Source organism: Vibrio sp. ZF 223, from assembly GCF_003050585.1.
Classification (GTDB): Bacteria; Pseudomonadota; Gammaproteobacteria; order Enterobacterales; family Vibrionaceae; genus Vibrio; species Vibrio crassostreae.
The window spans coordinates 69,534-95,039 of sequence record NZ_PIGB01000009.1; the positions used below are offsets into that span (position 1 = coordinate 69,534).

Sequence of the window (25,506 nt, forward strand, 5' to 3'; positions counted from 1 at the left end):
ATCGAGGAGTTCTGGTTAGATTGCACTTATGTAAATTATGGTAAATGATAATTATTAGTATTGAGAGTTTTCTGGTTCAGGATTATGATGTCGAAATCAAAATTCAAGAGAGCCTTATATGAGCAAGCCTAGCCCTATCACATTAACCGTTACTCAAACCTTAACCATTACTCCAAACATGCAGCGTATAACGCTTAGCGGTGAGGGATTAAGTAAATACCCAACAGAATGTGCCGGCGGCTACATCAAGCTTTTATTCTCACCACTCGGCAATACAGATTTAAGCCAATTGAATGAAGGTGAGCGTCCAACCATGCGCACTTATACTATTCGTCAGTACAACCCAGTAGAGCAATTCATCGAAGTCGATTTCGTTCGCCACATCACTACAGATTTGCAATGTGGTTTTGCTGCAAGATGGGCAATGAACGCACAAGTGGGTGATACTATTTCAGTGGCTGGTCCGGGTTTAATCCAAGGGCTAAATCTTGAGTCGGATTGGTTCTTCTTAGTCGCAGACATGACTTCACTCCCTGCGCTTTCCGCAAAAGTAAAATCACTTCCAGAGCACGCGAAAGGTCACGCTGTGGTTCAAATCAACTCAGCAGCAGACAAGCAAACTCTTGAAGCGCCTAAAGGCATCAAAATCACTTGGTTGATTGAAGATGAAACTGAACAAACACTATCACAAACCGTTCGCAGCATTGAATGGTTAGACGGTCAGGTTTCAGTATGGACAGCGTGTGAATTTGAAAGCATGCGCGAGCTAAGACAGTACTTCCGTAACGAAAAAGAAGTCGCAAAGGAGAACATCTACATCAGCAGTTACTGGAAACGTGGCGTCACTGAAGATGGCCATAAAGTGCTGAAACAACAAGATGCTCAAGCTTTAGCGAACTAAAGATCATTGCTACAAAAGCACTCAAGCTAAAAGCACAAAAACAAATTGAAAACGCCCTTAACACATCATATCGTTAAGGGCGTTTTAGTTTGAATCCGATAAAGAGCAAAACCGGACTAAAAATTAAATACTCTCGCCTACTTCAATCTCATAGCCAAGATCCAACTTCGCAATCCACTCTTTATTACCTTTTAAACGCGCCACAACTTGTTCTGCCGCGACTTTACCGATCTGCTCCCTCGGTGTTACTACAGTCGCTAAACGAGGTGTCATCGCCACTGTGATGTCGTGTCCGTGGAAACCGGCAATCGCCATCTGCTCTGGTACTTGAATACCGCGTCTCACACATTCGTAGAAAGCACCAATCGCTAAGTCATCGTTAGTACAGAAAATGCCATTCACTTCAGGGTGCTTCTCTAGTAACTCGCCAATCAGTTTTGCACCAAGAGTAAACGAGGAAGCGTCTTCCGTTTGCAGTGTCACGGGCGACTTGTCGGCTTCTTGCATCGCATGTTCGTAGCCCGCCATTTTTAAGCGAGTTCGCTCGTCCATACGTGCTGCTAAATAAGCAATATTGGTACGCCCTCGTTCGAGCATGGTTTTAGTCATAGCCCTAGCCGCTTCGAAGTTATCAAAGCCAACAGCTTGTTCAATTCTTGGCGATACCGAGTCCATAATCTCAATCACAGGAATCGACGCGGTCTGTAGCATCTTACGCGCTCTATCGGTATGCACATTTTCAGACAGAATAATTGCATCCACATTGTATGAGAGCAGCGAAGCAATACTCTGTTCTTCCAGTTCTGCGCTATAGCCATAGTGGGCAATCATGGTTTGATAGCCTGCTGGTGCGGTGACTTGCTCGATACCACGAATAACTTCAGCAAAAACTTGGTTAGTTAGCGAGGGAACCAACACACCTATTGCATTACTCTTTGCATTGGAAAGAATGTCTGGTGCACGGTTAGGGATATAGCCCAGTTCATCGACTGCGGCATTGATCTTGTCTCGTAGCACTTCTGAGACTTGAGAAGAATCTCTCAGACAGCGACTCACGGTCATCTTGGTGACACCAACTAAGTTGGCAACATCTTGTAATGTTGGACGTTTTTTCTTATTCGACATCATTAATAATTGTTATTTTTGAGTTATGTTACTGGTAACAGTGTATCCAACTGACTTGGAATTTGAAGCCTAATTTACTAAAAGGTTGATATAGCATCACAATTACAAACGCCCTCATAGCGAGGGCGTTATACATTGTTTAAGCGTTAACTTCCGTTCTTGGAGACTGACTCCAAGTCACGTGAAACTTTTCAGCCTCATCTCTATCGACTCGCGAATAAGTGTGGGAACCAAAGTAATCCCGTTGCGCTTGCAGTAAGTTCGCTGGCAATACTTCACAGCGCAACGAATCAAAGTAACTTAATGCTGAACTGATCCCCGGCATCGGCACACCATATAAGGCCGAATTAGCCACAGCAATACGCCAAGCCAACTCACGCTCTTCCACTTGTTTGATGAAAATCTCGTCAAACAACAAGTTCGTCAACTCACTATTTTGTTGGTAAGCCGACGTGATACTTTGCAAGAAAGCAGCACGGATAATACAACCCGCTCGCCAGATCTTAGCTATTTGAGTGAAGTCTAGGTTCCAGCCTTCTTTGTCTGACGCTGTTTTCAACAAGTCAAAGCCTTGAGCATAAACAGATAGCTTGGCGCAGTAGAGAGCGTCATGAAGCTCAGAGACTACCTCCGCTTTGTCCAACTGGCTGGCATCCGCAATATTGCCTTTTAGAAGCTGACTCCCTTGAATACGTTGTGATTTTTGACCGCTCATTGCACGAGCATAGACCGCCTGTGCAATGGTTGGCGTTGGACAACCCTCTTGTAGACTATTCACCGCAGTCCACAATCCAGTGCCTTTCTGCCCAGCCTTATCCAGCACAACATCAACAAAAGGCTTCCCAGTAACAATATCGTCTTGCTGAAGAATATCGGCGCTGATTTCCATCAGGTAACTGTTTAGAACACCGTTATTCCACTGTTCGAAAACTTGGCCAATCTCTTGAGCTGGCATGTCCAGAACATCACGCATGAAATGATACACTTCGCAGATGAGCTGCATATCGGCGTATTCAATGCCGTTGTGCACCATCTTAACGTAATGACCGGTGCCAGAAGGGCCAACATACGCCGCGCACGCCTCACCCGCTTCAAATTGAGCAACAGGTAAACCGTTTACATCCACTTTAGCAGCAATCGCTTCCCACATTGGTTTTACATATTGCCAAGCAGACTGGTCACCACTCGCCATTAGCGCAGGGCCAACACGAGCCCCCTCTTCACCACCAGAAACCGCGGTACTGAAGAAACGTAGCTTGCCCTTATAGTTCAACTCACGAGTCTCGGTATCTGTCCATAAACTGTTACCTGTGTCGATAACAATGTCGTCACTCTCCAAACCTGCATCAAGCAGATTATTTACGACGATATCGACAGGTTTTCCTGCAGGAACTGATAACGCAATAACACGCGGTTTTGCTAAGCCCTGGAGCATATGTTCAAGGCTAGTGCCTTTAGTGAATTGACCTTTACCTTCAAAGGATTCATTAAGCTGTTTCGCTTCTGAATTTGCGCGATCGACGTTGTCAGCGTTTAAATCAAAACCCGCGACGTTGAATCCATTGTCGAGTAGGTTGAGCGCCAAGCTTTTGCCCATCACACCCAAACCAATCATCGCGATGTCATTTTTTATCTGAGTCATGGTTTAGCCTATCTGCTTAATTTGTTTAAGTGCACTTTCTACGACTTGCTCAACATCTTGCGAGATATCGACAAATAACGCTTCATCTAGCTCCGGTTCAACCAAGGTTTCAAACTGGCTTTTCAACATCTCTTGACCATTAAAATAATGATTTTCACGAGCTTTATGACGATTCCAAATCGTATCGAAACTGCCCTGTAGATACACAATCACCAAATCTTCATTGTTGTTGCGCAGAATATCGCGGTATTGCGGCTTTAATGCCGAGCAAGCGATCACAGCGCTTGGTTGTTCGATATATTGCTTATTCAGTGTTTCCAGCCATCCTTGACGATCTTCGTCTGTCAGTGGAATACCTTGGCGCATCTTTTCTACATTGCTTTGCGGATGGAAGTCATCTCCATCAAAAAACTGGAGCGTTAATGCTTCTGCGATACGGCTACCAATCAGGCTTTTTCCGCATCCAGATACGCCCATCACGAGTATTTTTTTGCTTTTCATAAGGCAAGCCTTCCCTAAGCCCCAACCAAAACTGGGGCTGACAATCGAATCTAATAGTTAAACTTGTGTTGTTGCGGTTCGGTTCCTGACGCTAAGTCTGGTCAGGAACCTTTGTTGTTATTGCCACCAAAGCGCGAGTTGTGGGAAGACGATAACCAAGCCTAAAACCAACACTTGAAGTGCAATGAACGGCAGTAGTGACGTGAATATCTCACCCAAGCTGATGTCTTTTGGCGCTACCGATTTCAGATAGAACGCCGCAGGGCCAAATGGCGGTGACAAGAAAGACACCTGCATGTTTAGACAGAACACAACACCAAACCAAACTGGGTCGAAGCCGAGACCAGTAATGATTGGAACGAAGATTGGCATTGTCAAAAGTGCTACACCGACCCAGTCAAGGAACATGCCGAGTACCAGCAAGATAGCCATCATGATTAACAACGTTACTGTCGCGTTGCCGCCACTTAGCGCAAGGATGGTTTCTTCAACAAAATCAATACCGCCCATCAGGTTGTAGATACCAACCAGAGCACTTGCACCGATACCAATCCACATGATCATGCCGCAAGTACGCATTGTTGCCATGGCACTCTCTTTCAGCATGTTGTAGTTCAGCTCACCACGGATTAGTGCACTGATCATAATACCAACCACACCCAAAGCAGAAGCTTCGGTTACTGAAGCGATACCTGTGTAGATACTGCCTAGAACGGTTGCTACTGAAAGCAGCGGGAAGAACAGAGCCTTGAAGTAGCTAGGTTGATTAGCGATGTCTTCTTCTGTCTCATCATCACTCGGAATCGGCGCAAGAGAAGGGTTTAGCTTACAACGAATCAATACGTAGCCGATGTAACAACCCGCGAGGATAAAGGCCGGTAAGAAAGACGCTTTAAACAAATCGCCAATTGATACACTGGCTGTCATGCCATAGATGATCAGTACGATACTTGGCGGAAGCATGGTGCCTAGCGCGCCACCCGCACAGGTTGTACCAATAGCAAGCTTACGGTCATAACCCAAGCGAAGCATTTGAGGCAGAGCAAGAATACCAAGTAGTACGGTTTCACCACCGATAACACCTGACATTGACGCCAATAACACGGCTACCAATAAAGTTTGTACCGCAACACCGCCGCGAACCTTACGGCCAACCGATTTCATGGCATCAAACAGGTCTCGTGCGATACCTGAACGGTCTAAGAGCGCTGCCATCAATACGAACATTGGGACGGCGAGGAATACATAACCAGAAGCAAAGCTGTAAGTTCGGCTCGCAATCAAAGGCAAGGCATCAGGGCCGAACCAACACAAGGTGAAGAAGATCGCCACGAAGCCTGTTACGAAGGCCAGCTGCATACCAGTGAGTAACAAGCCAATCATCATAACCAGCATGAGCAAACTGCCCCATGCGATACCAATAGAAGATAAATCAAACATCGTCATTCTTCCTTAGACCCATCAACTCTTGGATTAGGTGCAATACAAACTGGACAACAAGAACACACAAAACGACAAAGATTAGACCTTTAAGCAGCGCTGGATAAGGCGCGTTTAACACTGAGCCTGATGTCTCAAGACGAAATTCACCCCAAGGTGCAAACCACGCTTCTTCTGCAGTGAAGTAAGCCGCGTAAGCAAGCATGCCCGCAAAGGCTAAACCAACAATGTGGTGAACAAGATTAAGATACTTACGTGTTTGGTTAGACACTGAATCGTAGATAAGAACAACACGTACATGTTTATCAGCCGCGAAAGCGTAGATGCCGCCGATAATGAATAATGAACCACCGATAAATGAAGCCGTCTCGTGAACCCAAGTGGTTGGGGCGTCAAATGCATAGCGCATCACAACTTCGTAAAATGAAATCAATACAGTGAAGATAAACAACCAGCTAACTAAGTTGCTGAATTTTATGATAAGACGATCAAGCCCGTTTCTTGGCTTTTCATCGTTTTCAGCTGGTGCGTGAGGGATTTTGTCTGTCATGGCCAAATTTCCTGGGAGAAAACGGGAGAGCAATGCCCTCCCCCATCAGTAAGCTAAGTTTGAATTACAGTAAGCCGTTTTCTTCTAGGAACACGGTAACTGAGGTGTAAACTTTCTGTGCGTTATCAGAGCGCTCTGCAAATACTTTCCATTGACCTTTTGCGATCTCACGGAACTTCTTACGCTCTTCTTGAGACCAGTCATGAATAGTGATTTCTGGGTTCGCTTGCGCTTCTTTAACTGCTGCTTGGTCAGCCATTTTTAGCTGAGTCGTCATGTCGTAAGAAAAGTCACGCACAGATGTTTGTAAGATTGTTTGTAGGTCAGCAGGCATCTTGTCCCATTTCTTCTGAGAAACAGAGATATCGATAAGTGGCAACGAGTGGAAACCCGGTTGAACTGGGTGTGTCGCAATGTCGTTCATGCCCGCTTTTTGGTTTGTCGAGAATACTGTGTAGTCCGCAGCATCAATTACGCCCTTGCTTAGACCGGTAAATACTTCAGAGCCCGGAAGGTTTACTGGAGTCGCACCCGCTGCTGCGAACACTTGTTGTACTAGACCTTCAGGTGCACGTAATTTAAGACCTTTAAGATCCGCGACACCGTCAATTGGCTTTTTAGAAATGAAAGACTCAACACCTGTTGTTGAAGCACCAACGAACTGAACACCGTAAGGCTTGTAAAGCTCAGTCATTAGCTCGTTACCGCCACCGTAGTTCATGTACTGAAGCAGTTGTGTTGTGTCTGACCATGCACCAACCATGTTACCGATAAGACCAAATGCTGGATCTTTACCAGAGAAGTAACCTGTTGCTGTGATATGACCATCAAGGATGCCCATCTTGATCGCGCCTAGCGTTTCAGTGTGTTTAACCACAGCACCTACAGGCAGAAGGTCGATGTCGATACGTCCGTTAGACATCGTCTCTACACGCTCAGCCCACTTCTGCTGAACCTTGAAGTTCAAATCACCAGATGGATCTGAAGATTGAATCTTAAGTTTAAAGTCTGCAGCCATTGCTGAAGTAGCAAATAGGCCAGTGAGGGAAGCAGCAATCAGCGTTTTAGTCAGAGCTTTCATTTGGGTATCCTTATGAGTTTCACAGAGTCCGGTTTGTTGTTATATGTTACCGGTAACGTTGGGGTGGATGTTACCGGTAACTTTACTGCCTTGTCTATGAGAAGGATCACATCTTTAACATTAGTAAAACGTTTGCTATCAATAAGGATAATGTGCCTAAAAAGTCACATTATAGGTTGGAGGTGTAAATTAATTTCTCTTTAAGTCAGTGAGATAACTAAACCAGCAATAATAAAAACGACGCCTACACCGCGAGTCATGTGCCACTTTTCCTTTAAAAAGTAGATCCCCATCACTACGCCGAAGATGATACTGACTTGCCTAAGTGCCACAACCAGGCTGACGTTCTCTGTCATGGTCATCGCAAATAACACTAAACCATAAGTCGATGCCATCATAATGCCTGCAACCGTGGCTTTCTTACGTAGTATCCATGCGTTGGTAAATTCGATTCTTTGATTGGACACCAACAACCAAATACTCAGCGGAATCACGATCGCCCAAAATTGAATGCCTAGGTAGAAAATCGCCGTGTGTTTATTAGTAATGGTAGGCGTGCTTAACGGCTCCAATAACAGGAGCGCTTCTTTATCTATAATGGAGTAGCCAGTGGTACCAATGGCGGCGATTAATGCCCACAGCACACCGAGGTTCAGGTAGGCCTTGAACCTCAGCTCAGAGAATTGTTTCAGTGGAACGAACAAACAGCCTAATGTGATCAGTGCAAAACCCATCCACTGATTCGCCGACAATTCATAGCCGATCAACACCGTGCCTAACCCCACCATCAACACCGGAAGTGCTCGTGCCATCGGATAGATCACACCAATATCAGCTTGTTTATAGGCAGCGCCTAACCCAATCAAATAGACGATTTGACAGATCCCACTCAAGAAAACCAACTGCCAGAATGGAAGTGATATATTTGACAGGCCAACACTGTAGGCATACCAAACCAGATAGGGAGTCAATATCGCTGCGGCGGCAAAGCCAGAGGCTAGGAAGAAAGACGAACCCGATCCTTGATTAGATTTACCTAGAACGTTCCAACCCGCATGCAGCAGAGCCGAGATAATCACGATGATGATGGCAGAGAATTCCATTTAATTCCTAACTTATTGACTGATAAGAGCAACCGCTTAAAAAAGGGGATAAAAAAGGCCTCCAGATAAGAGACCTTTGATCGTTTCAATTGAGCAAGCTCAGAGAATTTAAGGTGTGCCAGCGTTCTAACGTATGACTAGCGTTCTAACTGTGCGATCGACTCTATACTGATCGCGTCATGACGCCAATACTCAATATCACAGTCAATCAAATCGCCATTTTGATTGTAGTTAACACGCTCTACCACCATTGCAGGAGAGCCAGAAGTCGCACGCAATGCTTGCGCGGTTTCACCCAGCAAAGACGTTGTACTCACACGGTAACGAATCTTCTGATACACCACGCCAAAGTGCTCACGGTAGATGTCGGTCAGTGATTTAGACAGGTCATAATCGAGTAAGTTAGGAAACAACTCTGGTCGAATGTAGTTCGTCACATACACAACCGGTCTGTCTTCAAGGTAGCGAACTCTATCGACTCGATAAACATCGGAGAACGGTTGTAACTCAAGAAGCTTAGTCGCCTCCTTGGTTGCCAACATCCCTTTTGCTGCCACTAACTCAGTTTTCGGTTGACGATTTTGCGCCAGAGCCATATTAGTGAAGTTCAGTGTTTGGGTTGGATCGTAACGAAGCGGCGCTGGTGAGATAAACCAACCGCGGCGATCTTCTCGGTAAATACGCCCTTCAGCTTCAAGCGAAGACAAAGCTTCACGTAAGGTAACTCGTGTTGTATCAAACGATTCAGCCAGCTTACGTTCTGCAGGCAACTTCTGTCGTGGCGTTAACATCCCCGACTCTATCTGCTCTACAATGACATCTTTGATTTTTACGTACTGCACTTAATTTCCTTTCATTCTTGTTCTTGTCGTCAGCCACTCCTTGGCCAACTGCAATATAAAATGGTTCGCTAGCGTTTGCGCCAAGCTTGGGTGCGCTTCTCGAAAAACTTGTTGATTAGCATATGAATCAACTTCGCACTCGCTGCAGATATCATGATCATTACCGCCATGGCTGCTGCTGCACCGGTTTGCCCCGCATCGTCCATATTCAACACTGAAACTGACGCAGGTATCGTATCGGTAGAATACAAGAATACTACCGCAGATGTCGTGGTAAGTGCATTAATAAACAGGTATGTCGCAATATCTAAAATCGCAGGCAAACAAACGGGCACCGTCACCTTAAAAAACAGCTTGTATTGCGGTAGGTTAACCGAGGCCGCCGTGGCTTCAATTTCCGAAGGTAGCTGTTTCAATGCCGTTAACGCCGTCATGTGCCCTACTGTGTAGTAGTGAACCACCGTATTAATCACCAAGAACGCCATCGTGCCATACAGGAAGTTAAGTGGGTTACTCAAGTCATTGAAGTAGAAGATATACCCCAAACCCAGAACCATACCCGGAACGGCCATCGGCACAACACTGAGCATCTGCATCGCCTGACGAACGGGACCAAATGCTCTGCCCTTCTCAATACAATACGCACCTAAGAAAATCAATACGGTACCGATAATGGCAGTCCATGCACCAAGCGTCAGAGAGTTGAAGAACGGTGTCCAACCATAGGTACTCATCTCAGCAAAGTTGTAGTTATTCAGGGTGAGCGCTTTGTTCCAAGGCCAGAAGGTGACCATAGAACCGTATATCGCCATGCCCAACACGATAACGACAGCAGCCGAAATGACCGTGCAGTAAAGGAAACACAATCCATCACGCATGGTATTTGGCTCTGGTTGGTACGCGACAGAACGGGTATCAAACAAGCTCTTCTGTTTCTTTTGTACCCAGCGATCCACTGTAAACGCAAGTAGCGCAGGCAATAGCAACAAGATACTGGTTACAGCACCCATCGAAAAGTTCTGCTGACCAACCACCTGCTTAAAGATATCTGTAGATAAAACGTTGTAGCTACCGCCAATGACCTTTGGTACACCAAAGTCACACACCACCAACGTAAACACAACGATCAGAGTACTGATCAAGCCATATTTGGCTGCAGGTAAGGTCACCATGAAGAAGGTTTTAAGCGAGGAAGTATTTAGAGCACGGGCAGCCTCATAAAGACGAGCATCAGAAGTTCTGAGTGAAGTGGTTAGAATCATCAAGGCATGTGGGAAAGTCCAGAATATCAAGCCGAGTGAGATACCAATCAAGCCGTATACCGAGTTGCCGCCCAAGACTTCTTTGGCGATACCTTGATTACCAAATAGGAAGATCAAGCTGATTGCAGGAAGTAATGAAGGAGCAAGGATCGGCGCAGAACCTAATACCTGAAATAGTCCCTTAAAAGGCATGCATGAACGAGTCAAAGCATAGGCATAACCAAACGCTAAAACGCCAACCACTGTCGTTACCAACAAGCCCAACGTGAAGGTGTTACCTACCGACTGCCATAGGCTTTGAGACGCAAAATACGTTGCGAAATTCTGTAAACCTACAAATTCGCCGTCTGCGTTCTGAACACTCTTTTTCAACATTGCCCACAGTGGCATCAGGATGAATAGCGTCATGACCACTGACAAAAAAGCCAGAAGCCCGAATAGGATTACGTTGTCTTTACTTAGCCGAGCAAGAAAAGGCGTTACTCGTCGTTGAATTAGCAGCTTAGATTGCATCATTTGAGTCGATTCCATGATTGTTTACGCCGCCTCGTCTTTCATCACTTGCAAGCTTTTCGATGGGTAAGCTCTCAGGCCTTCTTGATCGAATGCAACGTAACGAATATCACTGCGACGCAGCTTCAATCGGTTGAACTCTTTGACGGGTACATCCACGATGATCTCTTTCGCCGTTGAGTCATGTTGCAACTCGCACTCCACGCGATAAAACGCCCCTAAGAATTCGCTTGATACGATTCTCACTGGCAAGGATTCACTAAAACGATCAACAAACTGGATTTGCTCAGGACGAACCGCGATATCAAACATATCACCCTGCTTTGGTGTCAGGTTGTCTAACCCAGGCAATGGCAACATAGACTCAGCAATACGCATCTTGCCTTGAGCTGCTACAGAAGCTTGAATAAAGTTCATACTGCCGACAAACTCAGCCACGAAACGACTGACGGGTTTTTGGTAGATCTCTTGTGGAGCGCCCACTTGCTCGATAATACCGTGATTCATTACCACAATGCGGTCAGCCATGGTCAAAGCTTCATCTTGATCGTGCGTCACCATAATCGTGGTGATGCCCAATTTACGCTGCAATTGACAGATCTCGTCGCGCAGGTGTGTTCTTACTTTTGCATCCAATGCAGAAAGCGGCTCATCAAGGAGTAGCAAACCTGGAGACAAAGCCAAAGCACGAGCCAAAGCCACACGCTGCTGCTGCCCACCAGACAATTGATTTGGGAATTTCTGACCAGACGTCGGTAAGCCGATGGTCTCTAACCAAGACTCAACCGTCTCAAGAGCTTCTTTGGTCGACATGCCTTGGTTTTTAAGGCCAATCGCAATGTTTTCTTCCACAGTAAGGTTCGGGAACAAAGCGTAAGACTGGAACACAATGCCAAAGTCGCGCTTTTCTGGTGGTAAGAAGGTCGTATCCTTACCGTTCTGCTCAATAGAACCTGAAGTAGGTAAATCTAAACCTGCAATCGCACGTAATAAGGTGGTTTTTCCACAGCCAGATGGGCCAAGGAAGCAGACGAACTCGCCTTTATCTATCGATAGGGAAATGTCTTTTAACGCTGTGAATTGGCCAAATTGCTTTACAACGTTTTCAATATTCAAATAAGTTTGGTTGCTCATACTACAGCACTCTCTATATGGTATATACCAAATTTAAACTGAGAACATTGCAGTTAAGTGACAAATTTATAGAAGCTAAATGACAGTTATATTGCAGATATAATAAGCATTAAAGATTGCTATTTGTTCAGCATTAACAGTTGGTTCAATGTTGAAAGCCCTCAATGACTTGCCCATAAATCACTGAGAGCCTAAATGTAAACTTCTAATTTAAACGCTAGATTAATCTATGATTCAACCTTGTCGGCTTTGCCCGCCGCACCTGCAAGTTTGGATAACTGTTTATCTAGCCACAATGGCGTGCTACCCGAATCTTCCGCGTTCTCTTTTCTTCGTACCGCATCACGAACCATCATCGCACCTACCCAACGGAATGGCTCTGGCGGGAAATGCCCAAGCGGTCCGTTGGTTAATCCGCAACAGGTCCAAGCGTTATCAGCTCCAAGTACCATAGATGAGAGAATCTTTCCGCCCATACGAGTTTGAGCAACACCATTACCTGAGTAACCGAGCCCATAATAGATGTTGTTTTGGCGTTTTAGATTACCGAAAAATGGCAATCCGGTGACCGAACGGTCTGAGCCGCCAGACCAATTGTAATCGAATTCACTTTGTTGCAATTTAGGGAACAGTTTTTGAAAGGATTGATTGAGAATCGGCAGGTAGTTGGTCGTTTGGTTGAACATGCTTTCAACTTGATTGGCAAACGAGAACTTATTACCACCTTTGCCCAACATGAGTCGTCCGTCCTGGGTATCTCGGTAGTAGTGGACAAAGATACGCGAATCCACCACCGCCGCCCCTTTCTCTGGGCCAAATTGCTTGAGCTTTTCAGGAATAGGCTTGGTCACTACCATATCTGAAGAAACAACCACTATACTGCGTTTGAACTCTTTAAAGTGATCGAGCATCCATGCATTGAGTGCCAAAATCACTTTGTCGGCAAAAACAGAGCCACCTTTGGTTTGGATTCGAGCCGGGGCTCCATAATCAAGTGATGTCATCTCTGTGTTTTCGTGAATTTCGACACCCAGTTCGAGAGCGACTCGGCGTAAGCCTCTCGCCAATAACGCTGGCTGCACACTGCCCGCGGCTTCTGAGTAATAACCTTCAATATGACGCTCCGATCCCGCTTTCTCAGCCAAAGAGTTATCACACTTCTTCCAACTATTTATGCCTTGCTTGACCAACTCATTCACAACAGGTTCCATTCCCCCCTTTTGCGCTTCATTGGTCGCCGTGTAGTAAGTACCGCTTCGATAAAGATGCGCGTCAATCTTGTGTTCGTTACAGAAGGCTTCGATCTCGTATATAACCTTTTCCGATTCCTTAACCAGCCATTTGGCTTGCTCTTTTCCATAGAGCTTTTTCAAGGTTGGATATTTGGTTGACCAAGTCAGCATACACCCGCCGTTCGCACCAGAAGCACCGCTGCCACACAAGCCTTTTTCAATCACCACAACATGCTTTTGAGGCTGTTGCTGTTTAATTAAAATTGCCGTCCACAGCCCTGTGTAACCGCCGCCGACAATGGCGATATCACAGTTAACGTCTTTTTGAAGCGGTGTAGCGGATTTTAGCCCCGCATTGATGCTACCAAATTCCTGTTCCAATGCTTGCTTGAACCAATATGAGTAGTGCTTTGTCATTTGTTGTACCTTACTTAAAACCTAAAGGCGTAAAACTAAAAAAGGAAGACCGAAGCCTTCCTTTGCTGATTTCTTACTTCTAGTGGGCTGCGTATTTAATGGACCAAATGCCTAATGAACCAAGTAGCCAATAAACTAACTAGCTCAGCAGGTTAAGATTTTGGCTCTGATTTAGCGTCAAACTTCTCAGACCATGTTTTCAGAACGTCGGCACGTTCGCTGCCCATACGAGCGAAGTCCATTTTTGCCATGTTCTTCTCTACGTTCGGGAAGTTTTCTGCTTTACCTGTGACATCTTGGTGGCCAACAACTGGATACATTTCGATGTAAAGTTCATTCGCTGCTTTAGAGATAGACCAATCGATAACACGTTGTGCTGCATCTGAAGGCTTAACAAGACCTACCGCTTCAGATTCCCAACCGATACCTTCCGGTGTAATCACAGAAAGTGGCGCGCCTTGAGTCTTCAGCTTCGCGCCGCGGCTCGCCATAGAAATACCGATAGCCACTTCACCCATGCCCGCTTGAACACATGGCTTAGAACCAGAGTGCGTGTAATGAGCAATGTTTTGATCTAGCTTCTGCATGTAGTTCCAACCTTGGTCTTCACCCATGTTTTGTAACCAAGCCGAAACCTGCATGTAGCCCGTACCAGAAGACGCTGGGTTTGGCATTGCAATGTGGCCTTTGTAGATAGGCTTCGTTAGGTCATCCCAAGATTTAGGTGCAGGTAGGTTCAATTGCTTAGCAACTACTTCGTTGAAACAAACCGCATTGAAGAATGCGTCATTGCCATACCAAGCTTGAGTAGATTGCGGATCGTTGAGGTTTGAACGCAGCGCTTCTACACCTTGAGGAGTGTAAGGCTTAAGAATGCCCTCCTCTTTAAGTAGAGCCATTGAAGAACCCGCAAGGCCCCATACCACTTCTGCACGAGGATTGTTTTTCTCAGCTAATAATTTTGCCGTCATGATTCCAGTTGAATCACGTACCCATTTGATGTTGATGTCTGGGTTTTCACTTTCAAATGCGTTTTTGTATTTCGCTAAAATGTCAGTTTCAAAAGCGGTGTAAACCGTCACTTCCTGTGCTGCATAAGCATTACCAGCTAATAGAGTAACTAATGCTGCAAGTGATCCTTTCATAAAACGGTTTTTCATCATTTTCTCCAGTCAGGCCAACTCTAAAGTGAGAAGTTGCCAAAATTAAAAATTGCCAAAGTTAAAGTTGTTAAAGCTAGAAGCTCCATCTAGAGGCTTCTATATCCATAAATTCATTTAGGTTGTTAGAACACACCTTTATATTGGTATGTACCAGATTTCGAGTATTAAGCTAACTGGCTTTTATGACGATTAAATGAACAAAAAATGGCAATTTCAAGATCGGAAAATTTCTCAACACAAGTGACCAATCTTAATATGAAGCTTTTGTGAAAATAACGTTTGGACTATTTACGACCGTTTAAATTGGTTGTTAAAGTAACCGCAAGCACTGGTATAGTCCAAAATTAAAATCACGAGAATTGAACATGAGAAACGAATATTTACTACTGACACCGGGTCCTCTATCTACTTCTGAAACCGTTCGCCAAGCGATGCTAAAAGATTGGTGTACTTGGGACGATGAATACAACAAAGACATTGTTGAAGTGATTCGTAGCAAGCTTGTGACTTTGGCAACTAAGCAGGCGGGATATACCAGCGTATTAATGCAAGGCAGCGGCACTGCTTCAGTTGAAGCAACAATCGGTAGCGTTATCTCTAACAGCGGTAAGCTTCTTGTGGTCGATAACGGAGCATATGGTGCTCGTATTGCTCAAATCGCAGAATATTTAAACATTCCATGCCATGTCGTTTCCCCAGGTGAAACATCACAGCCTGACTTGAACGAAATGGAAACGGCATTGGCCATGGATTCAGACATTACTCACGTGGCGATTGTCCACTGTGAAACCACCACTGGCATGCTGAATCCAATTGAAGAGATTGCCAAATTGGCAAAACAGCACAACAAAACCGTCATTCTTGATGCTATGTCGAGTTTTGGCGGTATTCCTATGGATATTGCTGACTTAGGTATCGATTACATGATCAGCTCGGCAAACAAGTGTATTCAAGGTGTACCGGGGTTCGGCTTTGTTATTGCCAAGCAATCGGAATTGGAAAAGTGTAAAGGCCAAGCTCGCTCATTAAGCCTTGATCTGTTTGACCAATGGCACTGCATGGAAAGCAACCACGGTAAATGGCGCTTCACTTCCCCAACTCACACAGTGCGTGCTTTCTACCAAGCCCTGCTTGAACTGGAACAGGAAGGTGGCATTGAAGATCGCCATAATCGTTACCAAACCAATCAAACCACATTGGTTGCTGGCATGCGCTCTCTAGGTTTTGAACCTCTGTTAAATGATGACCTTCATTCACCGATCATCACCTCTTTCTATTCTCCAACTCATAGCGATTACCAATTCAAGGAGTTCTATGACCGTTTGAAAGAACAAGGGTTTGTGATTTACCCGGGCAAGGTTTCAAACGCAGACTGTTTCCGCATCGGTAACATCGGTGAAGTTTACCCGTCAGACATTGAAGCGCTCATTGGCGCAGTGAAAAACGCTATGTACTGGGACATCAAATAATGACGACGACCAATCAAGAGCCGATTCTAAAGGCCACACACTTTCGAAGCGAAGGCGATGTTAACACTACGCCAGCACGCGAAAAATGGAACGAATCGCTAAACGATGATGCGACTCAAGCAATGTTAAAGCGTGACTCTGACGTGTTTCTTCATCAAGCCATGTCAACACCTTGCCTAGACACGCTTGAAACCGCTGAAGGAATCTACATTCAAGATGCGACGGGCAAGAAGTACATGGACTTTCACGGTAATAATGTTCACCAATTAGGTTATGGCCACCCACATATTATTAATAAAGTGACTCAGCAAATGGCGTCATTGCCGTTTTCACCACGTCGATTCACCAATGAGACTGCCGTGCAGTGCGCTGAAAAACTCACACAGATCTGCGGTGGTGATTTGAATCGCGTGTTGTTTGCGCCAGGTGGTACATCGGTTATCGGTATGGCACTGAAACTGGCTCGACATGTCACTAACAACTTCAAAGTCGTTTCATTGTGGGATTCCTTCCATGGTGCGTCGCTGGATGCAATTTCAGTGGGTGGTGAAGCCTGTTTCCGCGAAGGTATGGGGCCGTTAATGGCTGGCGTAGAACGTATCCCACCAGCAGTCTCTTATCGTGGTGCTTTCCCCCTTAATGGCTCTTTATCGCTTCACGGGCAAAGCGCAGGCGATAACAATGAGACTGCATGTGATGTGCACTATGCCGATTACCTTGAGTACGTGATTGAAAAAGAAGGTGGCATTGGTGCCTTCATTGCTGAAGCAGTGCGTAACACAGACGTTCAAGTGCCAAGCAAGGCTTATTGGAAACGAATCCGTGAGATCTGCGACAAGCACAATGTCATGTTGATCATTGATGATATCCCAAATGGCATGGGTCGTAGCGGTGAATGGTTCACACACCAAGCGTTTGATATCGAGCCTGACATCCTATGTATCGGTAAAGGCTTTGGCGGCGGCTTGGTTCCAATTGCAGCCATGGTCACTAAAGACAAATACAACACAGCAGCGCAAGTCTCACTTGGTCATTACACACATGAGAAAAGCCCTATCGGTTGCGCGGCGGCACTGGCTACGATGGAAGTGATTGAGCAAGAAAATCTACTTGAAAAAGTGCAAGCAGACAGCGTATTCGTGCGTGAACAGCTGCTTCAAATGAAAGAGAAATACCCAGTCATTGGTGACGTGCGCGGCATCGGGCTGCTATGGGGCGTTGAGTTGGTCACCGACCATATCACCAAAACCAGAGCGTTCGATGAAGCAGAAGCCGTACTTTACCAATGCCTGAACGATGGCCTGAGCTTTAAGGTGTCACAAGGTAACGTGATTCAGTTGAGCCCACCATTGATCATCAGCCGCAGCGAACTAGAAGTCGCTCTGTCTGTATTCGAAAAAGCGATAGCCAAAGTCTGCGAAGATTTTGAATACCTTTAATTCATTATTTAAATCAACACTTAAACCAATAAGCTAAAACAATCATTCGTCCTGCCAGGAGTTTGAACTGGGAGTGACACAAAAATAGGACACTATTATGAACACGACATCACCTATCCAAGCGGTTATCTTTGACTGGGCTGGCACTATCGTTGATTTTGGATCATTTGCTCCAACCAGCATTTTCGTGGAAGCATTCAGACAAGGTTTCGACTTTGACATCGACTTAGCAGAAGCTCGTGAACCTATGGGTATCGGTAAATGGGATCACATTCAAGCGGTGGGTCGAATCCCTGCTGTTGATGCTCGTTGGAATGCTCAGTTCGGGCGCTCGATGACCAGTGAAGACGTTGATGCAATCTATGCGGCGTTTATGCCTCTTCAAAAAGCGAAAGTAGCTGACCACGCAGCGCCAATTTTAAACGCGATTGAAGTGGTGAATAACCTAAAAGAGAAGAACGTAAAAATCGGTTCATGTTCTGGTTACCCGCGTGAAGTGATGGATGTTTTAATTCCTGCTGCTGCAGATTACGGTTACCGACCAGATAACGTGGTAGCGACCGATGACTTACCTCAAGGTGGTCGCCCTGCTCCATTTATGGCACTGAAAAACGTAATCGACCTAGGTGTAACTAGCGTTGCTGCGTGTGTAAAAGTAGACGATGCAGCACCGGGGATCGATGAAGGTCACAACGCAGGCATGTGGACGGTTGGACTTGTATTATCGGGGAACGAAGCAGGCTTAACGTATCAAGAATATTTAAATGCAGACGAGACAACACTTGCGGCTGCACGTGAAAAAGCGAGCGTTAAGCTAAACAAATCGAACCCACACTACCTAATCGATACCATTGCAGACCTACCAGGTGTCATTGCAGACATTGAAAAACGTTTGTTAGCCGGAGAGCGCCCATAACTCCTGTAACTTCCGCAAATCAGGGCCTATAGCCCAATAATCCGCACACATAAAAAGAAACCTCGTATCACCTAAAAATGATACGAGGTTTCTTTGTTTCCAATATTTGAGACAACAATTAATTGACAAAAACCTCTGTAAATAGCACCTTAAATATATAAATTTTAACAACTTCATTGACCCCAATAAGCAACTACGCTAACAATGTAACAACAGTTCCAAGATAGGTTCGACCTGAATCTACGCCTTGAACGACTTACTGCTGCAGTGTCCCAATCAGTAAGTCGTCGCTTTAAAGGCTCATTCAGATAACAATAAGAGTTAATCCAAGGATAAGATCATGAAAAGACTGTCAAAAATCATGTGTGCAGTAATAGCTGCTTCAGGTTTCGCTGCTGCTCCTTCAATTGCCGCAACGACATACGTAGGCGCAAAAGTTGGCATGGGGTGGCTAGATAGCGCTTGTGTCGACAACGTTGATTGTGAAGATGATTCAGTTGCTGGCGGTATTTACGGTGGTTACAACTTTACCGATAACATTGCTCTAGAATTGAATGCAGATTATTTAGGTGATTATGACACCAGCTTTAACAACAACGGAGCGACTCAAAGATACAGCGATTCTATCGTAGCCATTTCTTTGAGCCCAATGTATCGACTAGCGATTAAACAACAATTTGATATCTTCTTCAAAGCAGGTCCTGCTTATATCATGCATGACGATGAAGACGATGTTGTACTAGCTCTAGGTATCGGTGCTGAGAAACAGTTTGCCGACGACTGGGCCGTGAGAGTTGAATACCAATACTTCGATGATTTTGACGATAAGATCATTCAAAATCTGAACTCTAACCTTGTTACCGTTGGCCTTAGCTACAATTTTGGTACAGGTAACACAACCGCATCAGCGGCGGCTGCGGCTTCTGCGGTAGCTGTGACTCAAGCTCCATCTGAGCCAATCACAGAGCCTGCAGTTGTTGTTGAAGAGAAAAGTACTGTTGTTGTGACTAAAGCGCAAACAGAGAGCTACTCTCAAGAAATGTTCGCGACAAACAGTACTGAGCTGTCTACAGACGGCAAGATTGCACTACAACCTCTAGTTGAAGTTCTTAAAGCTCACCCTCAATCGACTGTTGTTGTTGTTGGTCACACTGACTCAACAGGCGCTGCTGAATACAACATGATGATCTCTAAGAAACGTGCTGCTGCAGTTGCTGCACACATCGAAGAGCAAGGTATCGAAGCTGAGCGTATCACTGCTACAGGTGAAGGTGAAGAGAACCCAGTTGCATCAAATGATACAGCTGAAGGTCGTGCTCAAAACCGTCGTGTCGACGCAACGATCCCTGGTTTCGAATACCAAGAAGAAGTACAAGTTGAAGAAGTTATCGTAGAAACGGCTGAATAACAGCACTCTACCTTAGCCGAAATAATAAGGGCGGAGCACTCAAAGTGCTCCGCCCTTTTCTTTATCTGTCTTTCTAATAAGCCGTAAGCCGTAAAGTAACGGCCCAAAGTCAAGCTGTACAATCCGAAAACTAAACGATTTCCCAGCTGTGCGTCATTTCTACGCCAGCACCTAGCATTAGACATACTGAACAGTATTTTTCTAGCGAGTCAGCACATACTTTTGCAACTAACTCAGGATCAAGGTTGTCACCCGATACTTCAAAGTGAATGTTAATCACAGTAAAGATTTTTGGCGCGGTTTCACGACGTGTGGTTTCCAGCTTTGCATTACAGCCTGTGATGTTCTGGCCTGCAGATTTCAAACCATCAACCACATCAACAGAGCTACAACCACCAGCAGCCATTAACACCATTTCCATCGGGCTTGGCGCAGTAGCACCACCACTTCCATCCATCACGACAGAGTGACCTGATTGAGATTGACCTAAGAATTTAAAGCCTTCGACCCATTTAACTTCTGCTTGCATACAGTTCCTTAGATGACCGATAACCGCCATCACTGTCTATTATTTATTGTTAGTATCGACACCCTACTACTGGCGGCATTTATGAGCAAGATTTTCTCGATGACATATTTTTTTTCATGAATGATGCAATTTTTTCCATCTAAAACCTGTCTCTATTCGTACATTCAAAATCGAATGAGAAGAACGTCAAGATGAGGTATCTATGAATAAATTATCTAAAATATTGGTATCACTCGTGGTTGCGCTACCACTGATTTCGCTGTTTGTAAGCCAGACTGGCACTGCCAATACAATGGATAAAACAGCTAATTCAGGTAAAAGTGAAATCGCGACACTGGCTGGTGGTTGTTTTTGGTGTACAGAATCCGACCTAGAAAAACTGCCAGGCGTCACCGACGTTATCTCTGGGTACTCTGGTGGTGAATTAGAAAACCCAACCTACAAACAAGTATCTTCGGGCAAGTCTGGTCACATCGAAGTGATCAACGTGACTTACAACCCTGATATCGTTAGCTATGAACAGGTTCTTGACCAATTCTTCAGTCACATAGATCCAACCGATGACAAAGGCTCTTTCGTAGACAGAGGCCCTCAATATCGACCTGCTATTTTCTATCATAATCAAGAGCAAAAAGCCGTCGCTCAGAGCTTCATGATGGAAATCGACAAGGCTCAGATCTTTGGTGAACCACTAAAAACAGAACTGATTGAGTTTGAGAAATTCTGGCCAGCAGAAGACTATCATCAAGATTACTACAAGAAGAGCAAGGTTCGTTATAACTACTACCGCTACGCATCAGGTCGTGATCAGTACTTAGATAAAATATTCGGGGACGATAGAAAAGAGAACCCTCAAACTATCCGTCAGATCATCGACAGCAAAAATGCGACAGCCAACGCTAAAACCTACGTTAAGCCATCTGATGCAGAGATCAAAGCCAAGCTAACGGCACTTCAATACGATGTAACGCAAGATGACGCAACAGAACGTCCGTTTGATAACAAATACTGGGATAACAAACAGGAAGGTATCTATGTCGACATCGTTACTGGTGAGCCGCTGTTCTCTTCAAAAGACAAATACAAATCAGGTACAGGCTGGCCGAGCTTCACACAGCCAATCAGTGAGGCTTACGTGGTAACTACGACTGACTACAAGTTGCTTTACCCAAGAACCGAGGTCCGTAGTAAATTTGGGGATTCTCACCTAGGTCATGTATTTAAAGATGGCCCTAAACCTACAGGTTTACGTTACTGCATGAACTCAGCCGCAATGCGCTTTATCCCAGCGGATAAATTAGCGGAAGAAGGCTACAAAGAATACGTTGAGATGTTTGAGGGCTAAGCACTCAGCAACTAACGCGAAACCTGTAACAACAAAGCCAGCATATCGCTGGCTTTACTTTTCCTAGTTCACAATCAAGAGCACTAGTCCCTAGCCAGTTAGAACAGTATCTTCTGGATACTTCAATAATGAAGGCTCAGGGCGAGCTAACATATACGCCAGAGTCAAAGGACCGATACGTCCAATAACCATCACAACAATCATGATGTATTTGCCAGGCTCAGTTAGGTTCGCAGTTAACCCAGCCGTCAACCCTACCGTTGCAAAGGCAGAAATCACCTCAAACATGACTCGATCAAACGCAGCTTTTTCAGTAAGCATTAACAAAAACATTGCGGTGGTTAATAGCGCCCCACTAACCACAATAATGGCCAATGACTTTGTTACCGCTTGCCAAGTTACAGTGCGCTTAAACATCACTACATGCTTTTTCTGACGCAAGAATGTCCAAGTCGCGACAAAGGCAACTGCAAAGGTTGATACCTTAATACCACCACCTGTTGAGGTAGAGCCAGCACCAATCAGCATCAACACGATCATCACCAATAAAGCAGGCTGAGTGTATTGAGATAAATCCACACTGTTAAAGCCTGCAGTACGAGCACTCGCCGATTGAAAAAACGCTGCTAACCACTGACCTTGTATCGATAGCCCTTCCATGGTCGCGGAGTTGTTTCGCTCCAACAGCCAGAACAATACCGTACCCACTAATAATAGAGTCGGTGTTGCGGTCAGCATTATCTTGGTGTGTAAATGTAGATGTCTGAAACCTTTACGCCAATTGCTTGATAGGTCACCTACTACCGTGAAGCCTAAACCACCAAAAATGAACAGAGCCGCGAGCGTAAAGATCACTAATGGGTCGTCAACAAAGCTCATCATACTGTCTGAAAACAGAGCAAAGCCTGCGTTATTGAAGGCTGATATCGCATGAAAAAGTGCGTAAAAACTTCCGGTTGACCATCCCATCTCAGGAACCCATCGGAAACAGAGTAATACAAAACCAATAAATTCAGCCACTAGCGCAAAGATAATGATCTTCTTGACCAGTTTTCGAAGATTGATCTTACGATCTTGACCCAATGCTTCCTTGGCTAATGCTTGTTGCTTCAGGCTTAAGCGAACACCAAACATGTAGAGCAGTACCGCAGATAGGGTCATCTGCCCTAACCCGCCCACTTGCATCAAGAACATCAGCAAGATTTTTCCAGCCAAAGTGAAGTGCTCACCCGTATCGACTACACCCAAACCTGTCACACTGATCGCGGAAGTCGCGGTAAACAACGCATCTGTAAAGCTAAGTCCTGTAACAGAAAAAACAGGCATCGTCAGAAGTATGGCCGAAGGGATAAGAACACCTAAGAAACTAGTCAGAATAATCTTAGGTTCAGAGCCTTTACGTGGCTTTTCATCTCTCTTAAGCGTGTAGAAAGTACCTTTTCGTTTTAACGAATTCATACTATTACCTTATGACCCATTGCCGGTTACCAATTACGTAATTTTCTAGACAAGGTCTCTTTCGGCCCTGCAATGATCACAACATCACCGATTTCTAAACTCACATCCAACTCAGGTGCTTTGGTTAGGTTTGGGCCACGCTTGAAGCCAAGAACTTCAACGCCAATCTCTTTGCACAGCTTGAGTTCGCGAAGTTGTTTACCCAACAACTTGGCACCGATAACAATTTCGGTCATCGCTAAACCACTGCCTAGGTCGATAAACTCAAGAACGCGTCTATCTAACATCTTGCGCGCAACACGAATACCCATATCGCGCTCTGGCATGATGATATGGTCAGCACCAATCTTAGAGAGGATCTTACCGTGGAACTTATCGTTCGCCTTCACCCAGACGGCTTTTGCGCCTGACTCTTTCACCACCAAAGTGGTTAGAATGCTCGAGTTAACATCAGAGCCAATCGACACCATCACCATGTCATAATCGTCTAGCCTTAACTCTTTTACCGTTTCTTCGCTCGTACAGTTAGCAACAATCGCTTGTGAAACAAAAGCCGCGGCTTCTTTCACTCGCTCTTCATCAATATCGACGGCTAGTACCTGCGCCCCTGAACTTTGCAGCTCTTTGCATACAGATAACCCAAAACGCCCTAAACCGATAACTGCATATTGTTTGTCGCTCATTTGAAATCCTGTTGAGAAATTTTAATTACACGGGATAGCCAAACCTACATTAGTTTCTATCTCAAAAAAAGTTAGTTTTTCAATAATAAGGTTATACTAGTGTCATAATCGCTTGATTTATAAAGGTAGAGAACAACTCCAGTTTCTGCTAATTTCCAATTCATAATTTCTGCGGCAGCACACACAATGAATGAATTCTTAACCCAAGTACAAACCTACATTAACCAGAGCCATAGTGATTGGGCGAACAGTGTCTTATTCATCACTATTGCGAGTTTTCTTGCTTGGGTAGCTTGGCGAATTGTCCACAATCGCTTAGAAATTCTGGTTCAGAAAACCCCTTTCCACTGGGATGATCTGCTACTAGAAGCACTGAAAACCCCAGTCAGTACGTTACTTTGGTGTTGGCCAGCCACGGTCTCTATCGGGCTGATCCTCCAAGACCAGTTTGGTAACGAAATCAACTGGTTAAAAACGTTAAAACACATTTTGATCATATGTACCTTCGTTTGGTTTACCTTACGAATGATCACCAACACTGAAGCATATGTCTTAGAGCAAAAAACCAGAGACGAAACCACAGTACAAGCTATCGCGAAAGTCGCTCGCCTGTTCTTTATGGTCATGGGCGGCCTGACAGTCATGCAAGCGTTTGGACTCAGCCTGTCTGGCCTTCTGACCTTTGGTGGTGTGGGTGGTTTGATTGTCGGTTTGGCAGCAAAAGATCTACTCTCGAACTTCTTTGGTGGCATGATGATCTACTTCGACCGACCTTTTAAAGTCGGTGATTGGATTCGCTCTCCCGATCGTCAAATCGAAGGTACTGTCGAACGTATTGGTTGGCGCATGACCATCATCCGCACCTTCGATAAACGCCCTTTGTACGTGCCAAACTCGGTTTTCAGTAACATTGTGGTAGAGAACCCATCAAGAATGCTGAACCGCCGAATCAATGAAACCTTTGGGCTTCGTTACCAAGACGCGAGCAAGTTAGCTGCTATTGTGGATGACGTAAAAGCCATGCTTGAAACGCACCCTGATATCGATGCCAAACAGACGTTGATGGTTAACTTTGACAAGTTTGGGCCATCAACACTTAATTTCTTTATCTACACCTTCACTAAGACCGTCAACTGGGTGAGATACCATGAAGTTAAGCAGGATGTGCTACTGCAGGTGCTAGCAATTATTCACAAACATAATGCGGATATCGCCTTCCCAACGCAAACACTTAAAATCGACCCGCAAGGTTTTAGCGAAGCTCAAGACATAGTCATTTCCAATCCAGGGGGTCATCGATAAGTAAATTTTTTATCGATAAATAATAACGGTGAAGCGTGGTAACATGACGCC

General features: G+C 45.1%; 22 protein-coding genes. 7 read left to right on the top strand and 15 right to left on the bottom strand.

Annotated features, from left to right (window positions below):
- The first annotated feature begins 118 nt into the window (after positions 1 to 118).
- Positions 119 to 901 carry a siderophore-interacting protein gene (locus CWO13_RS16900; RefSeq protein ID WP_102431480.1) on the top strand — a complete coding sequence of 261 codons (783 nt, stop codon included), beginning with the start codon at positions 119 to 121 and terminating at the stop codon, positions 899 to 901.
- A gap of 123 nt (positions 902 to 1,024) precedes the next feature.
- Here CWO13_RS16900 and gntR read toward each other — a convergent pair whose 3' ends face one another.
- The 12 genes from gntR to CWO13_RS16960 form a co-directional block, all read right to left on the bottom strand.
- Positions 1,025 to 2,026, bottom strand: a complete 1,002-nt coding sequence (gene gntR, locus CWO13_RS16905) for a gluconate operon transcriptional repressor GntR (protein WP_102431526.1) — start codon at positions 2,024 to 2,026, stop codon at positions 1,025 to 1,027.
- 139 nt (positions 2,027 to 2,165) lie between these two features.
- A complete protein-coding gene (gndA, locus tag CWO13_RS16910; protein ID WP_102431479.1) occupies positions 2,166 to 3,668 on the bottom strand; it encodes an NADP-dependent phosphogluconate dehydrogenase in 1,503 nt (500 codons plus the stop codon).
- A gap of 3 nt (positions 3,669 to 3,671) precedes the next feature.
- Positions 3,672 to 4,169, bottom strand: a complete 498-nt coding sequence (locus CWO13_RS16915) for a gluconokinase (protein WP_019820437.1) — start codon at positions 4,167 to 4,169, stop codon at positions 3,672 to 3,674.
- A 117-nt stretch (positions 4,170 to 4,286) separates the two neighbouring features.
- A complete protein-coding gene (locus CWO13_RS16920) occupies positions 4,287 to 5,609 on the bottom strand; it encodes a TRAP transporter large permease (RefSeq protein ID WP_048659109.1) in 1,323 nt (440 codons plus the stop codon).
- Entirely contained in the window at positions 5,602 to 6,159 is a 558-nt protein-coding gene (locus tag CWO13_RS16925) for a TRAP transporter small permease subunit (protein ID WP_017058622.1), read from the bottom strand. The genes CWO13_RS16920 and CWO13_RS16925 overlap by 8 nt, the downstream gene beginning before the upstream one ends.
- Positions 6,160 to 6,223: 64 nt before the next feature.
- The gene (locus CWO13_RS16930; RefSeq protein ID WP_019820432.1) at positions 6,224 to 7,240 is read right to left on the bottom strand and encodes a TRAP transporter substrate-binding protein; all 1,017 of its coding nucleotides are present in this window, start codon (positions 7,238 to 7,240) and stop codon (positions 6,224 to 6,226) included.
- Positions 7,241 to 7,440: 200 nt separating this feature from the next.
- The gene (locus tag CWO13_RS16935) at positions 7,441 to 8,343 is read right to left on the bottom strand and encodes a multidrug transporter (protein WP_061017475.1); all 903 of its coding nucleotides are present in this window, start codon (positions 8,341 to 8,343) and stop codon (positions 7,441 to 7,443) included.
- A 137-nt stretch (positions 8,344 to 8,480) separates the two neighbouring features.
- Positions 8,481 to 9,185, bottom strand: coding sequence for a phosphonate utilization transcriptional regulator PhnR (gene phnR / locus CWO13_RS16940; protein ID WP_048669555.1), 705 nt, complete (start codon positions 9,183 to 9,185; stop codon positions 8,481 to 8,483).
- Positions 9,186 to 9,253: 68 nt separating this feature from the next.
- Positions 9,254 to 10,963, bottom strand: coding sequence for a putative 2-aminoethylphosphonate ABC transporter permease subunit (locus CWO13_RS16945; protein WP_170960785.1), 1,710 nt, complete (start codon positions 10,961 to 10,963; stop codon positions 9,254 to 9,256).
- 21 nt (positions 10,964 to 10,984) lie between these two features.
- Positions 10,985 to 12,094 (bottom strand): putative 2-aminoethylphosphonate ABC transporter ATP-binding protein, encoded by a 1,110-nt coding sequence (locus CWO13_RS16950; protein WP_019820426.1) that lies wholly within the window; start codon positions 12,092 to 12,094, stop codon positions 10,985 to 10,987.
- A gap of 227 nt (positions 12,095 to 12,321) precedes the next feature.
- A complete protein-coding gene (locus CWO13_RS16955; protein WP_108083268.1) occupies positions 12,322 to 13,743 on the bottom strand; it encodes an FAD-dependent oxidoreductase in 1,422 nt (473 codons plus the stop codon).
- 152 nt (positions 13,744 to 13,895) lie between these two features.
- Positions 13,896 to 14,906: a putative 2-aminoethylphosphonate ABC transporter substrate-binding protein gene (locus tag CWO13_RS16960; protein ID WP_017094998.1), complete on the bottom strand. Its 1,011-nt coding sequence runs from the start codon at positions 14,904 to 14,906 to the stop codon at positions 13,896 to 13,898.
- Positions 14,907 to 15,271: 365 nt separating this feature from the next.
- Between CWO13_RS16960 and phnW the strand changes: the two genes are divergently transcribed.
- From phnW to CWO13_RS16980, 4 genes are all read left to right on the top strand, one after another.
- Entirely contained in the window at positions 15,272 to 16,375 is a 1,104-nt protein-coding gene (gene phnW, locus CWO13_RS16965; RefSeq protein ID WP_108083269.1) for a 2-aminoethylphosphonate--pyruvate transaminase, read from the top strand.
- Complete coding sequence (locus CWO13_RS16970; RefSeq protein WP_102431473.1) at positions 16,375 to 17,814, top strand: aspartate aminotransferase family protein; 1,440 nt, start codon at positions 16,375 to 16,377, stop codon at positions 17,812 to 17,814. The genes phnW and CWO13_RS16970 overlap by 1 nt, the downstream gene beginning before the upstream one ends.
- A 97-nt stretch (positions 17,815 to 17,911) precedes the next feature.
- Positions 17,912 to 18,730 carry a phosphonoacetaldehyde hydrolase gene (phnX, locus tag CWO13_RS16975; RefSeq protein ID WP_102431472.1) on the top strand — a complete coding sequence of 273 codons (819 nt, stop codon included), beginning with the start codon at positions 17,912 to 17,914 and terminating at the stop codon, positions 18,728 to 18,730.
- Between the two features lie 340 nt (positions 18,731 to 19,070).
- On the top strand, positions 19,071 to 20,138 hold the full coding sequence (locus CWO13_RS16980) for an OmpA family protein (RefSeq protein WP_108083270.1): 1,068 nt from the start codon (positions 19,071 to 19,073) through the stop codon (positions 20,136 to 20,138).
- A gap of 130 nt (positions 20,139 to 20,268) precedes the next feature.
- Here CWO13_RS16980 and CWO13_RS16985 read toward each other — a convergent pair whose 3' ends face one another.
- Positions 20,269 to 20,667, bottom strand: a complete 399-nt coding sequence (locus CWO13_RS16985; protein WP_017068628.1) for an OsmC family protein — start codon at positions 20,665 to 20,667, stop codon at positions 20,269 to 20,271.
- Positions 20,668 to 20,869: 202 nt separating this feature from the next.
- Between CWO13_RS16985 and msrB the strand changes: the two genes are divergently transcribed.
- Positions 20,870 to 22,012: a peptide-methionine (R)-S-oxide reductase MsrB gene (gene msrB / locus CWO13_RS16990; RefSeq protein ID WP_108083271.1), complete on the top strand. Its 1,143-nt coding sequence runs from the start codon at positions 20,870 to 20,872 to the stop codon at positions 22,010 to 22,012.
- Between the two features lie 90 nt (positions 22,013 to 22,102).
- On the opposite strand, the gene CWO13_RS16995 is transcribed toward msrB, so the two are convergent.
- Both CWO13_RS16995 and CWO13_RS17000 read right to left on the bottom strand, forming a co-directional pair.
- Positions 22,103 to 23,470, bottom strand: a complete 1,368-nt coding sequence (locus tag CWO13_RS16995; protein WP_108020083.1) for a TrkH family potassium uptake protein — start codon at positions 23,468 to 23,470, stop codon at positions 22,103 to 22,105.
- A 26-nt stretch (positions 23,471 to 23,496) separates the two neighbouring features.
- Entirely contained in the window at positions 23,497 to 24,153 is a 657-nt protein-coding gene (locus CWO13_RS17000) for a potassium channel family protein (RefSeq protein ID WP_108020084.1), read from the bottom strand.
- A gap of 186 nt (positions 24,154 to 24,339) precedes the next feature.
- Between CWO13_RS17000 and CWO13_RS17005 the strand changes: the two genes are divergently transcribed.
- Positions 24,340 to 25,455 (top strand): mechanosensitive ion channel family protein, encoded by a 1,116-nt coding sequence (locus tag CWO13_RS17005; RefSeq protein ID WP_102431466.1) that lies wholly within the window; start codon positions 24,340 to 24,342, stop codon positions 25,453 to 25,455.
- Positions 25,456 to 25,506 lie beyond the last annotated feature (51 nt).